10 protein-coding genes and 4 pseudogenes are annotated in these 15,304 nt (G+C 38.4%); 3 read left to right on the plus strand and 11 right to left on the minus strand.

Features of this window, described 5'->3' with window-relative positions:
- Positions 1-60: 60 nt before the first annotated feature.
- From clpB to rluD, 3 genes and pseudogenes are all read right to left on the minus strand, one after another.
- Positions 61-2,636: pseudogene (gene clpB, locus P4S65_RS16720) on the minus strand (ATP-dependent chaperone ClpB).
- A 98-nt stretch (positions 2,637-2,734) separates the two neighbouring features.
- Positions 2,735-3,464: pseudogene (gene pgeF, locus P4S65_RS16725) on the minus strand (peptidoglycan editing factor PgeF).
- A complete protein-coding gene (gene rluD, locus P4S65_RS16730) occupies positions 3,464-4,441 on the minus strand; it encodes a 23S rRNA pseudouridine(1911/1915/1917) synthase RluD (protein ID WP_007378366.1) in 978 nt (325 codons plus the stop codon). The pseudogene pgeF and the gene rluD overlap by 1 nt, the downstream one beginning before the upstream one ends.
- A 141-nt stretch (positions 4,442-4,582) precedes the next feature.
- On the opposite strand from rluD, the gene P4S65_RS16735 reads away from it, so the two are divergent.
- Positions 4,583-5,347 (plus strand): outer membrane protein assembly factor BamD, encoded by a 765-nt coding sequence (locus tag P4S65_RS16735; protein WP_007378367.1) that lies wholly within the window; start codon positions 4,583-4,585, stop codon positions 5,345-5,347.
- Between the two features lie 462 nt (positions 5,348-5,809).
- Here the strand turns inward: P4S65_RS16735 and P4S65_RS16740 are convergent, their stop codons facing one another.
- The gene (locus P4S65_RS16740; RefSeq protein WP_096793484.1) at positions 5,810-6,148 is read right to left on the minus strand and encodes a P-II family nitrogen regulator; all 339 of its coding nucleotides are present in this window, start codon (positions 6,146-6,148) and stop codon (positions 5,810-5,812) included.
- Between the two features lie 160 nt (positions 6,149-6,308).
- Between P4S65_RS16740 and P4S65_RS16745 the strand changes: the two genes are divergently transcribed.
- Together P4S65_RS16745 and P4S65_RS16750 are read left to right on the plus strand one after the other, a co-directional pair.
- Entirely contained in the window at positions 6,309-6,857 is a 549-nt protein-coding gene (locus P4S65_RS16745; RefSeq protein ID WP_096793485.1) for a GspH/FimT family pseudopilin, read from the plus strand.
- An 81-nt stretch (positions 6,858-6,938) separates the two neighbouring features.
- The gene (locus tag P4S65_RS16750; protein ID WP_096793486.1) at positions 6,939-7,478 is read left to right on the plus strand and encodes a GspH/FimT family pseudopilin; all 540 of its coding nucleotides are present in this window, start codon (positions 6,939-6,941) and stop codon (positions 7,476-7,478) included.
- 201 nt (positions 7,479-7,679) lie between these two features.
- Here the strand turns inward: P4S65_RS16750 and P4S65_RS16755 are convergent, their stop codons facing one another.
- From P4S65_RS16755 to P4S65_RS16785, 7 genes and pseudogenes are all read right to left on the minus strand, one after another.
- The gene (locus tag P4S65_RS16755; protein WP_337120624.1) at positions 7,680-8,099 is read right to left on the minus strand and encodes a type IV pilin protein; all 420 of its coding nucleotides are present in this window, start codon (positions 8,097-8,099) and stop codon (positions 7,680-7,682) included.
- 10 nt (positions 8,100-8,109) lie between these two features.
- Positions 8,110-11,376 carry a pilus assembly protein gene (locus P4S65_RS16760; protein ID WP_007378372.1) on the minus strand — a complete coding sequence of 1,089 codons (3,267 nt, stop codon included), beginning with the start codon at positions 11,374-11,376 and terminating at the stop codon, positions 8,110-8,112.
- Position 11,377: 1 nt separating this feature from the next.
- Positions 11,378-11,881 (minus strand): hypothetical protein, encoded by a 504-nt coding sequence (locus P4S65_RS16765; RefSeq protein ID WP_007378373.1) that lies wholly within the window; start codon positions 11,879-11,881, stop codon positions 11,378-11,380.
- On the minus strand, positions 11,869-12,870 hold the full coding sequence (locus P4S65_RS16770) for a PilW family protein (protein WP_337120625.1): 1,002 nt from the start codon (positions 12,868-12,870) through the stop codon (positions 11,869-11,871). Before P4S65_RS16770 ends, P4S65_RS16765 begins: the two co-directional genes overlap by 13 nt.
- A 2-nt stretch (positions 12,871-12,872) precedes the next feature.
- Positions 12,873-13,433: a type IV pilus modification protein PilV gene (gene pilV / locus P4S65_RS16775; protein ID WP_007378375.1), complete on the minus strand. Its 561-nt coding sequence runs from the start codon at positions 13,431-13,433 to the stop codon at positions 12,873-12,875.
- 127 nt (positions 13,434-13,560) lie between these two features.
- Positions 13,561-14,261 (minus strand): annotated as a pseudogene (locus P4S65_RS16780) (LytR/AlgR family response regulator transcription factor).
- Positions 14,258-15,291 (minus strand): annotated as a pseudogene (locus P4S65_RS16785) (sensor histidine kinase). Before P4S65_RS16785 ends, P4S65_RS16780 begins: the two co-directional pseudogenes overlap by 4 nt.
- Positions 15,292-15,304 lie beyond the last annotated feature (13 nt).

The following is a 15,304-nucleotide window of genomic DNA, read 5'->3' on the forward strand; positions in this document are numbered from 1 at the left end:
GAATGTCCAACTATTGGGTGTCACTTTAGGTAGCGGCTTTATATATTTAACTTCTATTGATTAGCGATTTGTAAATACTAGACCTTCATCGGTTGCATCAATAATGATAACACTGCCAGGTAAATAATCACCACTGAGTAACTTTTGCGCGAGTGGATTTTCAATGGTTTGTTGAATCGCACGTTTAAGTGGACGCGCGCCATAAACGGGATCAAAACCACTTGCTGCAATGCGTTCAAGCGCAGTGTCCGTTATTTCCAATAAGTAACCCATTTCAGTTAAACGCTCACGTAATTTCATTAACTGAATATCAGCAATCTCTTTGATATGTTCGTTAGCTAATGGATGAAATACCACCGTCTCGTCTATACGGTTTATAAATTCAGGTCTAAATTCATTTATTAATACATCCATCACTTTAGCTTTAAGCGTTGTGTAATCATTATTTCCAGCCTGCTCTTGAATAATATCTGAGCCTAGGTTTGAAGTCATAATAATAACGGTATTTTTAAAATCAACGGTTCTACCTTGTCCGTCGGTTAGACGACCATCATCTAATACTTGCAGTAAGATATTAAATACATCAGGGTGTGCTTTTTCGATTTCATCAAGCAGTATTACCGAATAAGGTTTACGACGCACTGCTTCAGTTAAGTACCCCCTTCTTCATAACCCACGTAACCTGGAGGAGCTCCAACTAAACGTGCAACTGAATGTTTTTCCATAAACTCAGACATGTCGATACGCACCATGGCATCTTCGGTATCAAACATAAAACCAGCCAGTGCTTTAGTTAGCTCTGTTTTACCCACACCTGTTGGACCTAAAAATAAAAATGAGCCAATCGGACGGTTAGGATCAGCAAGTCCGGCACGTGAGCGTCGTATTGCGTTAGAAACAGCAACAACAGCCTCATCTTGGCCTATTACCTTACTGTGTAACTTATCTTCCATTTGCAGTAACTTTTCACGCTCACCTTGTAGCATTCTCGATACCGGTATACCGGTCCAGCGAGAGAGTATTTCTGCTATTTCATCCTCACCGACTTGGTTTTTAAGCAGAGTCATTTCTTGCATTTCGGCTTGTGAGGCTAAATCAAGTTTTCGTTCAAGTTCAGGGATACGCCCGTATTGCAGCTCTGACATACGCTGTAAGTCACTTGCCCTTCGCGCTACATCTAAATCTAATCTTGCTTGTTCAAGCTCAGCTTTAATTACTTGCGTGCCTTGAAGTGATGCTTTTTCAGCATTCCATATCTCGTCTAGCTCACGATATTGCCCATCAAGGTCGGTGATCAACTCTTGCATTTCAGCTCGGCGTTTTTGGCTTGCTTCGTCTTTTTCTTTCGCTAGTGCATTATCTTCTAACTTTAGTTGGATAATACGACGTTCGAGTTTATCTAATGACTCTGGTTTTGAATCAATTTGCAAACGAATTGATGAACCCGCCTCATCAATCAAGTCTATCGCTTTATCCGGTAGCTGGCGATCACTAATATAGCGGTGAGATAACTGCGCCGCTGCAACAATAGCGGGATCTGTAATTTCTACTGAATGATGTAACTCATATCGCTCTTTCAAGCCGCGTAATATAGCAATGGTATCCTCGACTGAAGGCTCTTCAATGAGTACTTTTTGGAAGCGACGTTCAAGCGCTGCGTCTTTCTCTATGTATTTACGGTATTCATCAAGCGTGGTTGCGCCAACACAATGTAATTCACCGCGCGCTAATGCTGGTTTTAGCATATTGCCCGCATCCATTGCGCCGTCACTTTTGCCCGCACCCACAATGGTGTGTATTTCATCAATAAATAAAATGACTTGGCCTTCTTCTTTCGCCAATTCATTTAATACTGATTTTAAACGTTCTTCAAATTCGCCACGGTATTTAGCACCCGCAACTAACGCGCCTAAATCAAGTGATAGTACGCGTTTATTTTTTAATCCTTCAGGTACTTCACCATTAATAATACGCTGCGCTAAGCCCTCAGCAATTGCTGTTTTACCAACGCCAGGTTCACCTATTAGTACAGGATTGTTTTTAGTCCTGCGCTGCAGAACCTGAATCGTACGGCGAATCTCATCATCACGGCCTATAACAGGGTCAAGCTTACCCTGCTCAGCGCGTTCAGTTAAATCAATGGTGAACTTTTCTAATGCTTGACGTGTTTCTTCTGCATTTGGATCATCAACTTTTTGACCTCCACGAATCGCCTTAATCGCACTCTCAACTTTGCTGGCGGTTATATTTAACGCTTTAAAAATAGTCCCAAGCGGGCCTTTATCATCACATGCAACAAGTACAAATAATTCACTAGAGATGTATTTATCTTTACGCTTTTGCGCATATTTATCGCATAAGTTGATAAGCGACACCATATTATTGGACAGTTGAACATCACCGCCGACCCCTTCTACTTTAAATAGCTTTTCTATTTCTTGGGAGAGCTTGGTATTGAGTTCGTCTGCACTTATACCTATTTGGGCAAATAGCGCTCGAACACTTGATCCGCTTTGCTGAAGCAATGAGTACATTAAGTGTACAGGTTCAATAAATTGATGATCGCGGCCAAGTGCCAGCGATTGCGCATCAGAAAGCGCAGATTGAAATTTACTTGTAAATCGATCTAAACGCATAAGGGTTTACCTATCAAATAATCTAATTGCTTAATTAATGGGTATGTTTAGGCGTTTGTTCAAGGTGTAGCAGAAAATATAATCACAACAATGATAAATTACTTGCGCCAGATCAAACTTGCCATGCGTCCAGTTTGGCCATCACGACGATAAGAAAAAACAGGTCTTTGCGAGAAACAGTGCAGTACTCTCCCCTGTAATTTTTTTTATACCTGATTGATTTAGTAATATACGAGCAATATTATAAATATCGGCAAGGTATTTGTGGTTAGTTTGTAGTTTAAACGCTTCAACAAAAAGAGATGACTGTGCTTGGAATAGCTCAAAAACGTCTGAGCCAACTTCGAATTTATTTGGACCAATAGCAGGACCTAACCATGCATTGATATCCTTATGCTTTGCATCAAAACAATCAAGAGTACTTTTAATTATACCCTGCTCTAACCCTCGCCACCCTCCGTGAATGGCCGCAACTTCATTGCCATCATTACTACTTAATAATATGGGAAGGCAATCAGCGGTCATAATAGCAAGTGGTTGATCAATTATTTGTGTATAAAGAGCATCAGCATTATGTAACTCAGTGAAGTCAAAATGCTCATCAACAATAACAACATTGTTACTGTGAACTTGATTTAGCCATACCGCTGGTTTTGGAATATGCGTATTTAACAATGCGCGATTTTTTAATACGTACTCTTTATTATCACTAACATGAAGTCCAAGGTTTAAACTTTTAAATGGGACTTGAGAAACACCACCTTCACATGTAGTACTTAACGTACCTACATTATGAAGGTTTTGCCATGTCGCTGATAATAAATGCACTATCTATCTATATCAGGATTAGCTTTGGTGTCTTCGCGTAGTGCTAGCGTCATAGCAACCATATCATCAGGTATAGGCGCTTGCCATGTCATCATTTCACCCGTAATAGGATGAGCAATGCTTAATTTAACCGCGTGGAGAGCTTGGCGTCTAAAACTACGAAGTAGCTCAAATAACTCAGGAGTTGCACCTTTTGGTGGACGCGGACGGCCGCCATAAGACTGATCACCAATTAATGGGTGATTTAAGTAAGCCATATGAACACGAATTTGGTGTGTACGACCGGTTTCTAAGCGCAAACGCAAGCGAGTATGTGCGCGAAACTTTTCAGCCACACGGTAATGCGTAATAGCAGGTTTGCCCATTTCATGAACAGCCATGTGTGTACGCTGTGTCGCATGGCGACCAATAGGCTTTTCAATCATGCCACCAGCGGTCATCGTTCCATTACAAAGCGCTTCATATTCACGCGTGAAGTTTTCACGTTTTTGCAATGCTGTCACTAAATGCGTTTGTGCAGGGATCGTCTTAGCTACAACCATTAATCCTGTCGTATCCTTATCTAACCTGTGCACAATACCAGCTCGCGGAACATTGATAATTTCCGGGTAGTGATGTAATAGCGCATTTAATACTGTGCCATCTGGATTACCTGCCCCAGGGTGGACCACAAGTCCCATTGGTTTATTGATGACCAAAATATGATCGTCTTCATAAACTATGTTCAAATCGATGTTTTGTGCAAGGTATTCTCGCGGTGCTTCAATAGTTGTTTCAACATTAAGAAGCTCACCACCTAATAACTTAGTACGTGGTGTGTTTAATATTTCGCCATCAACAGTAATTTTATCATCCAAAATCCATGTTTTTATACGTGAACGTGAATAATCAGGGAACAATTGCGCTAATACTTGGTCTAGACGTTTACCACCTAAGTCAGTTGGAACCTCGGCTTGAAGAGAAATTTGCTCTGTCATTAGTAACTTTACCCAATTTACCAGTGCAAGCTTTGCTCGACTGGGTTAGAATCGCTTTTAATAAAAGCATAATATAATACGTATAGTTTACTCGGTTTTACCGACTTGGCCTAGCCGAAGACATCGAAGGTAACAAATAAAATGATAAATAAAATAGGGAAACGTGCATTTGCCATTGTTTTTTCAGTTTCTGTACTTAGTTTAGGCGCTTGTTCGTCTGCGCCTGACCAAGAAGATATTCAACGTGTACCAAACAGATCAGCACAAGCTTTGTATGAAGATGCAAAAGAAACACTAGATTCTGGTTTATATGCACGTGCAATTGAGCTTCTAAGTGCAATAGATTCTCGTTATCCATTTGGCCCGTTTTCTAAGCAAGTACAAATGGATCTAGTGTATGCGCATTATCAATCGGGTAATACAGAGCAAGCATTAGCAACAGTCGATCGCTTTATACGCCTCAACCCAAATCATAAAGATTTAGATTACATGTATTACATGCGTGGTTTGGTAAACATCAAAGCAGACAAAAATGCATTTCAAGAATACTTTGGTGTAGATAGAGCTGACCGTGATGCAAACCGAACACGTGTTGCATTTACCGATTTATCAACATTGGTTAAACGTTTTCCAGATAGTGATTATGCACCAGAAGCTAAACGTCGTTTGGTGTGGCTGTTAAACCGCATGGCACGTTACGAATTAAAAGTAGCGACTTACTATTACGAACGTGAAGCTTATTTAGCAGCAGCTAATCGTGGTAAATTTGTTGTTGAGCATTATTCACAAAGCAGCTATTTAGACCCTGCACTTGAAATGATGGAAAAAAGTTACGACAAACTAGGGTTAACTGAACTTAGCAAACATGCAAAGCAAACGCGAAAACTGAATAATAGAACCAAATAGAAAAGCGCTTGTAAGCTGCCTCTTATACACAAACCCCTGCTAAGTAATTAGCAGGGGTTTTTTATTAGGGGTGTGTGCAGGACACGGGATCTTTGCTCAATTTTGACTTATTTTCTCACGGATGTAAGCCAATAACATCAAACAGGGGCAGTTACCAAGCCCACTAAGTTACAAACCTCGCGCCGCGATTACCCCCTAAATAGAACAAATTTTAAACCTGAAAGGTAATACCAATCTGCTTATATATGGGGTCTATTTAACGTTAAGAAAATTACGCTAGAACAAGGCAAAAATTTTTGTACCTAGTTGTTCTCGGCAATTGCTCCCTGCATTGCTCTACCTCCTGCATCCATGCAGTCGTAAATAAAAAATTTTTAACGACGTTATAGTGCAATTTAATTCGTTAAATTGATCAAAGATTTATGCAGGTTGGTATAAACAGATCCTGTATTAATTTAAACGTTAAATCGCGTCTTCATCTTCTTCTGCTGTTCGGATCCGTACGACACGCTCAACATCAGTGACAAATATTTTACCGTCACCTATTTTTCCTGTTTGCGCTGTTTTAACGATAACTTCTATAGCACGTTCAACATCATCATCACCAAGTACGATGTCTAATTTTACTTTTGGCAAAAAATCAACCATATACTCCGCACCACGATACAGCTCAGTGTGCCCTTTTTGACGACCAAAACCTTTAACTTCACTTACGGTCATTCCATTGATACCTATTTCAGACAATGCTTCACGTACATCATCGAGTTTAAAAGGCTTAATAATTGCTTCTATTTTTTTCATGTTAACTACTTTTTTAAAGCTTCAGATGCTTCGATTTTAGACAATCATAGAGTTCATAGCAAACAAAGCAATTGAATGACGGTGATAAAACAATCAACCATGGTATAATTTACCAAATAAAAATAGCTATACTTAAACAACTCGCAGTAATGAGATTAATATGAACAATAAACAAAACGGATTCACCCTTTTAGAATTAATGGTCACTGTTGCTATTGTGGGTATTATTGCCTCTATTGCCTTTTGGAACAGTAGCGACATGCTTGAAGAAAATAGGGCTGAAAATTTTTTGTTAGAGTTGAAAAGAAATATTAGCTATGCACGTTCTCAAGCAGCAAGTACTGATGAAATAATGGTGCTATGCCCTGGACCATTAAATAAGATAAGCGAAAATAAATTCTTTAATTGTCAAAACACATGGCAAGGCGATTCGGTAATAGCATTATTTGTTGATAAAAATAACAATGGTAAATTTAATAGAAAAACAGACACTATTTTTAGAGCAATGGAAAAAATTAGTTCTACAGATAAATTAAAATACACTGGAAATGAAAAAATGCTGCGCTTTAATACCAGCGGTCGTATCACGACTAATCCAGGCGACTTTATCTTTTGCCCCAATAACGGTACTGAAAACAATAAAGCGCTCAGAGTTTCTCAATCAGGAACAGCCTTTTATCTAGGAGATACCACAGAAAAATGTGATTAAAAAACACACTAATTAAATTTGTCATATTCTGATTATTTACTAGACTAAATTAATCATTTAGATTGATTTAAGGCTTCAGGGATGAGGTTTAAAACACGTTCAAACAGAATATTAGGGATAATTCTCATAGAGTTAATGGTGGCTTTATCAATCATTGCTATCATCAGTCAGCTTTCAATATGGTTCTTTTCAGATTTTTTAGCCTTAAATCGTGCCGACAATCAAGTTAACCTATTACATCGTAATATTAACTACGCACGGCTGTATGCAATCGAAAATAGCACCTATGTTACGCTATGTACGTTAAAAGAAAAGGAATGTGTGAAAGATGATTGGGACGGTCGAATCTCTTTATTTATCGATAATGATAAATCCACTACACTAAATAACGATGAACTACTTTTGAGTACATTTGAACATACTCATGATGCAGATAGCTTAAAATACCCTCGTGATGCAATAACTTTTAGGCCTGACGGTTCACTAAATGGCTTTCAAAATGGCACTTTTATCTATTGTCCAAATAGCGACAAGGCAAATCTTGAAGGGCTTGCCTTGTCAGTAAGTCAAACGGGTCGAATACGAATTAAATCAACCGATATATGTCAAAAAAGTAACTAACCTGAACTCTGGTTAAGAGGTTTACTAACGTATTTAATCATAGTGATGTTTAAATTTATTTTCTCTAGCCAGAGATTTTCAGTGAAAACAAGGCTAATTTACTTGCAATAGCTGGCCTATTGCAAGTAAATTCAACGCAGTCAGTACTGAAAATAGCTGCTTGAGATAGATTTATTATCCAAAGTTCAGGTTAACTAGTAATTACCGACCCCAACAATAGTCAACATCACTAGCTCCTTTAGTACCTTTTGCACCCTTTAAGCCAATATCAGTAATAGATAGTTCAGTACAATCACCATCACCTTTCACTGCGCCACCTATGGGCTTTGCTTTAATGGTAAACGTATTCGTTTGTTTCACTTCGATACTGAGTTCAAAGTGTTTACTTTCTGTTTTATTATTAATACCAAGGTTATCAAACGATTCTGTGTATTCCCTATTATCAACAAAAAACTGCTCTTCTTTATTTGCCGCATCCAATAATGCCGCAGCGGCTTCAGCACGCGAAGTGCGCTTAACATACTCAGTGTAATTAGGTAATGCTATTGAAGCTAATATACCAACTATAGCAACAGCTATCATTAGCTCAATTAACGTAAATCCACCTTGTTTATTGCTCATCTATTTTTCCTTAATTTTTGATTTCGTCATTTTCTTCACGCTTATAAATATAGGTTTGCTGCGTTTTGAAGCCAAAGCCGATAGGTTGAACATCATTAACTAACTTAATCTTACCATCAACAACATTTAACCCAGGCCCTACAATCTCGACTGGTTTCATTGGATTTTCAGCATTTTCGCCTTTGATGCCAGGGCCAATTAAATAGAACTGACTTTCCATTTTAACATCTATGTCTGTATCAATGATATCTGGTGGTGTGGGGTCATTTTCATCCAGAATAGGCTCTGCATCACATTTACCATTGTTATTTGCATCCACACAAGATTCTCCTTCGCCAAAATAAAGCTGTGCTGTATCGGGTACATCATAACTCGTGGAAAATTTTAATTCGTCATACACTTTCGTCCCGTAGTGTAAATGGAATGCATATAAAGAACCTCCTCCCCCACTAAGCGAGCATTGGTTTTCAGTTGACGTATCTGAAGCTGGCTTAAATGATGAAAAATAAGCAACACCACCTACAACGGCAGCTGCAGCTAACGACTTTTCACCTGTGCCTAATTCATAGTGCCAGCCCTTGAATCCAGCTAAATCGACTTCTAAGTCGACAAATTTATCAACATCATTTAATGCATTACCAAAAGGGTCTAAATTCATCGGCATTAAATCAGCTAGTTTAATCGCATCTGGTGTATTTGTTGTAAACGTTCGTGTTACCGTGTTTTCATCTCGAATCATTAACAATTGATCTTTTTCATTAGTATCATTCGGTTTCGAACGATTACCGCTCCCCAATACCACAGCATCAAAGGGTGTATCTAGCCGAGTTATAACTTTTTTACCATTTACAGTCACTTCAGAAACTTTGCTAAACATCGTTCTTACTATTAATGGGTTATAAAAAAAGCGTCTATCTTCTGTTGCTTGACTACTCCCCAATTCAGCAAACTTAAAGTGACTAAATTTATTTACATCGTCTCCTGGCATATCAATACGCCATATATCTCCTCCAGTATCAGATGCGTAAATTCTATCAATGTATCCATCGTAATCGGAATCAAGTAAAGAAACATTAGCAGCAATACTGTGTTCGCCCTCAAATCCATTAATATCAGGGGTGAGCGCCCATACTCTTTTTCCTGTTTCAGCTTCAACAATATAAATACCTCTACCTATATTATCTTTACTTCGAATAGCCGCATCCTTATTCGTATCATACCCTGCACCAAACACAAGTAACGGCTTGTCACCAAATGCTTTTATGTAAGCAATCTGTGGCTTTGACCACGTTTGAGCTAATTCTTTAAAATCGCCTTTACCACCTTCGATTGGCTGTGCCCACAACTTTTTTGGCTCACTAGGGTCTGAAATATCAAGTGCATAATAGTTTTTACCACCACGTCGCATACCTGCTACAGCCCAGACTTGATCACCTTGACTTGCATCAATAACACCATCATTTAAGCCATTATCATTTAGGTTTTTATTATTAAAATAAACACTAATCGGCCCATCCATACCATACAGTTTACCGGTTTCATTATTGCGAAGAGGTTTAATAATGTCATATAGATCAGAAGGTATAAATGCCCAACTTTCGCTCACTTCATTATTAACATCATCATCTTTGAACATATGCAGAAATCCAGCATTAGTGCCTATTAGAATACGAATATCATCATTGCCGTAATCTATCGCTATCGGTTTAGAATGCAGGGGGTCACCAAAAATATTACCTCTTTGATCTGTTCTATCGCCATCACCGTTTTCATCATCAACATCAATGCCCATAGACCATTTAATATCAGAGCTACTTAAAGTAATCGGATTGTCATCTAATGAATCAAGTATCTCGCTTACAATCGTGGTGTTAAATTCAACAATACTTCCTTGCTTATTTGTATAAAGATTCCGCCTTTTTAAAGCATCACTGCCAGTGAGTGAACTTAAGTGATAATTTACACCACCTTCTGCAACCAAACTTCCATCAGCTGACTGATCACTTGGTAACCAATAGGTTTTTGCATCATCATCAATCAAACCATCCGAATCAAGCGCCGCTTTATTCGTTGAATCAATAATACGGCTACCAGAAACTTTTAATTTTTTTAAGTTTCCTTTCCACCTAGTACCTATTTCAGGATAAAACATAGCGAAATAAATAGCATTTCGACTACGAGTTTGATCGACGTTATTACTCGCTACAGATGGCGATGAAAAGCTATCATTTACTTCTCTAATTTTAGAAATTGCTTTATTTAGTGACTTAGATAATTCATCTGGGGTACTGGCTGGAAAGTTTTCGCCACCACCTAATGACGAAGCTTTAACTAAAAGCTCTTGCCCCTTAGCGCTCATTCCAGAACCAAAACCTATTGTGTATAGACGCCCTGTCTCGTGAATATCAGGAGTCGCTGGATACAAATCTACTTTTACATTACTCGTACCATGAATAACTTTAGCCAACTGATGTAAATAGCTACTGTAATAACTATCAGTACTCCAATTTAGGCCTTGCCCAAAGTACTTCTTATGCTCATCACTAATTACGCTATCACTATCATTATCTCCTGACGGATCACCATCAGTCATATAAATAATATTTACCGAGTTATCACAACGCTTCGCTTCCTCTACGCTGTCATTAAATGGAGAAACATACGTATAAGTAGTTTGTGTATCATAATAGTTATAACAAACCTCTCTGCGATTTCGCCCCCAACCAGTCCAATAGCAATGCTCTTTTTCTATCTGAGTCGTTACAATATCTTCAACACTGGTATCTCTTTCAACTTCGCTTGCTCCCAAACCATAGCTCACACTTTGCCCTGTAATATATAAATAGGCTTCCCAGAGTGTCTCTGTTAGCGGCGTTCCACCATCCGCTGGTAAATTTGCGATTGACGATTTAACCACAGAGGGGTCTTTCCCCAAGCCATTTATAATATAACCGCCATCAGTCTCTTTAAAACGCATTAAACCAAAGTCAATATTATCGTTATCTTCTATAACTTTATTCATCGCATATTGTGCCGCACCTAGGCGACTATCCGAGCATAATATATAGCGTCTTAGATTATTACTGTACCCACAATCATTACCCGAACTTGATGAAAACGCCATACTTCCCGATGTATCAAATATAAGCAGCACACGTGGTTTTTCATCCACGTTAATATTATGATTCACGTAGAGCTCTATATCCTCAGCGGTAGCCGGTACACTCATTGTTAACCCTAGAGATGCAGCAAATAATTTATTTAATTTAAGTCTCATTTTAAATTCCTTTGCCTGTACTAGCCATTTGTTGAGCAATACCGGTAACAATGGTTAACTGATGTTTGCTTTTAGAGCCATACTCTATTGTTGTTGATACTTGCATCATATTGCAAGCAACCCCTTTTGTGCAGCTATAGCACCTCGGACACTCCAGATTAAGTGCGCCTTTATTTAAGTTAATCATTTTACTTGGCATACCATTATGTTCAGCAATAAGCATTCCGTCGGTGCTTTCGTCAGCTATTTTAGTGACTTCCTCGGGTGACAAGAAGAACTGATTAGCCGCACCTTTATTTGCTTCCTCAGCAATCACGCGAAGTACTTCGCCTATCAATTCATTTTCAGCTACTTCGCGCTCTTGTGCTGCATTCGTAATTTTAATATCAATACTGCTACTGCTCATTAATGTTACCGCAATACCCGTGACAGCAATTACCATTATCAAAGCAGTAATCAGTACAACACCTTGTTGCTTGATTTGTGATTTCATTAAATGCGCCATAAATTTTCCCCAACGTTATTTAATCGAATAGTCGTTGTAAAAACAGTTCGCCTAAAATTATCTGTAAATTGTAATTCTCTATTATCTGCATCTTCGCCTAACGTGTATGTTTGATTTTTAATGCTAAGGTCTGCATCAGGTTGCAGGGCCCGTATCAATAAAAATACTTGCACAGTTAAAATTCCTTTGCGATTTTCCCAATCGGCTGGAGCCATATTATCAATGCTCTTATACATATCTATTCGACTATCATTTGTTGTGTCTAAGCCAAAAACAAAACGCATGTTTTCGACCCCTTCCATTATTGTTTCGGTTTTCATAGCATCGTCAACCAAACGTTTACGCATTAATGCAGGAACCGTTAACTTATTATTATTTACCGTATAGGTTTGATTAGAAATATAATAAACATGGTGACTATACGGCCACACTGTCGCATTAACATTTAGCGTCGCTGGATCAACAATATTTCGCACAAATTGTGCACGCTCTTGCTCTGCTATAAAGTAATTTTCTTTATTTTGTGTTTCATTACTGCCCGCTTTAACTGTAATTGGATCACCCTGTAAAAACTTAAGCTGCAGGATATCCGTTCCACCTATTGGATTAGTTACGCAATTAAGCTCTTTTACGGCTCCCGCTGTTTTGGCATAAATAGTGCGAAAGTTAGTGGTACTGGAAAGATCTGGGAAACTGCCGTTATTTAAGCCTTCAAGGCAATCGTTTGCTGCATTAGGTGTTGCTAATGTCGTCGTGTTCGCTGATGAAAATGAATCATCATAAAATGTTCCCCAAAACCCAATTTGCTCAATATCTCGTTGCATTATATTTATAGCTAAGCGACCTGACTCTTGCAGCTCGCCTATTGCCATAGTATCTCGAGTTGTTACTTTCATACCTATGTAGGTAAACATGACACCACCAAGTACAAGACCACCAATAAAAAGAGAGATCATGACTTCTATAAGTGTAAACCCTTTTTGTTTCATGCTTAGCTCCTAAGATAAATATAGCTGGTCAAAACAACTAGACGGCGTCGTTTATCTGCTGTCCCGCATTTAATATCGCCCGTCGCTTTATTAGCGGTAAATTCTTGCCTGCCTTGCCACGAGACAACAACCTCTAAGTTGAATGCTTTACCGCCTGAGCCACCAATAGCTGAAGGGTTTATACATACAGTGGCCCCATCCAGCGTTCCTGTATTTTCGCGAGCGCGTATAGCTCGTTTCCACTGTTCAATATCCAACAGCGCAATTTGTGCTGAACTGCATGAATTACTAAAACAAGTAGTTGTCGATTTCATAGCGGTTTGGCTATTAAACGTTTGTTTATAGAGTGTGCCTAATTGAGACGTATCATTAGCACGAATACGTTGAATAATATCGTTGCCAAGCGCTACAGCCGCAGCGCGCTGCATTGAATCAAAACTTGCTTGCTTTGCTTTAGCTTGTAGTGCGATAGCACCTAACAAACCAAAGCTGAGAATAATAAATGCAATAAGCACTTCTATCAGTGTGAAACCTTTTTTGGAAGAAGGAGAGTAAGATTGCATAAAAAAACCAAATGAAAATTATCTAATTATTAGTTTATCTGCTAAATGGTAATGTTCAATCAATACTACGATAGGCGGTTAAATTTGTTGATAAGCGGTTAACAGAATATATTTAAGAGGTATAAAATCAAAGCGCGCTTTTGACAGCCTTGACCTCACGACGACTAACAGGCAGTAACTCGCGACTCCCTTTAAGTTCAATCATGTGATGACTACTCCCTTGCGAATGCAAAGCAATAACCCTTTTTTATTAACTAATGTATTACGATGAATTCGTAAAACATACGCTGGATAGAGTAATTCTAACTGCTTTAAACTTTGTTCTAGTAAAGCTTCTCCAGTTAAAAATACCATTTTGGTGTATTTTTCTTCTGCACTAAAGTACAAAACATCTTTTATATCAACGCTACGTAGAGTACCAGCTAGCTGATAAGAAATTTTTACATTTTGCTGTTTTTGAATATGCACTTTGTTTAAACGCCCGACTTGCTTAAGCACCTTTTGCAATGATTGCTCTGAAATAGGTTTAACTAAATAACCCGCTGCGCTTAATTGTAAAGCATCGAAGGCATGCTTAGGGTGAGCAGTTATAAAAACAATTGCTGGAGGTAGAATTAAACTATTGAGCTCATTAGCAACTTGTAAACCATTCATTCCAGGCATATCAACATCTAAAAAAATTAAATCTGGCGTTTGCTTTTTAGCAAGTATTAGGGCTTCATTACCATTACTTGCCTCACCTTGTACAACTATACTTTTGTCGTGTGCTAACAAACGAATTAAGCGCGATCTCGCAAGAGGTTCATCATCAACAATGAGTACATTCATACACTGCCCTCAATTAGCTTAGGGATCACAACCTTGACCCTAAACACATCATTTTTACTAGTAATTGTTAGCTGCGCTTTATTTTTATAATAAATATTTAATCGCTGGCGAATATTTTCAAGCGCCATGCCGTTATTAGGCCTAGTTTGAGCATTAGAAATTATTATGGGGTTAGATACAATCATGGTTATATAGCCGGTAGTAATATGCAGCTCTACTTTTATTTCTGCACCATGCTCACTTGTTTCAACGCCGTGGCATACCGCATTTTCAATTAATGGCTGCAGGGTTAAACAAGGAATACTCAATGCAGGTAGTTCATTGGGTATTTGCCAATCAACTCTTAAGCGGTTACCAAAACGCCAAGTTTCAAGTGCTATATATTGCTTACTCAGTGTTATTTCATCGTCAAGAGGTACATTTTTTCCTGAGTGCATTGCAGCCTGCGATAAGGCGGCTAATGCTAAAATGGCTTGCTCTGCCGCATCGGCATCATGATGGGTAAGCTCTGCAGCAGTGTTTAAACTATTATATAAAAAATGAGGACGTATTCTAGCTTGTAAGGCATCAAGCTCAGCACGAGAGAGCGCCTTAGTTTGTTGCGCTTTTTCAAAATGAATTAATAAAAATTGGACGAATAAAGCCGCCAGCAAAGCCACTATAATGCAATTGCGAAGTGTAAAATAAATTAGGTTCTTTGTATCATCTATATCAAAAGCAAAATGGGAAAATAAAATACTAAAAATGCATGTAGATAATAAAAAAGAGGCAAAAAATAGACTTAACTGAAAAGCTTGAGTACGGTTCTGTAAAAAAAACGACAAAAATATAAAGAAGAAGTGCCGACTAAAACAATTAAATGTAAAAATAAACTAATGATCCCAAGTCGAAGCCAAATATCACCTTCTACATTGGGTGCAAAGGCTAAAACAATAGCAATAACTTGAGAAACAATAAGCGAAGCTAATACGCCTCGCTCATTAAAAAGAGCCGAAAAAAGCAAACCATCATTTTGAAGTGACTTGCTCATAACGACTCCTTTA

It is taken from the genome of Pseudoalteromonas sp. B131b (assembly GCF_037162545.1).
Classification (GTDB): Bacteria; Pseudomonadota; Gammaproteobacteria; order Enterobacterales; family Alteromonadaceae; genus Pseudoalteromonas; species Pseudoalteromonas fuliginea.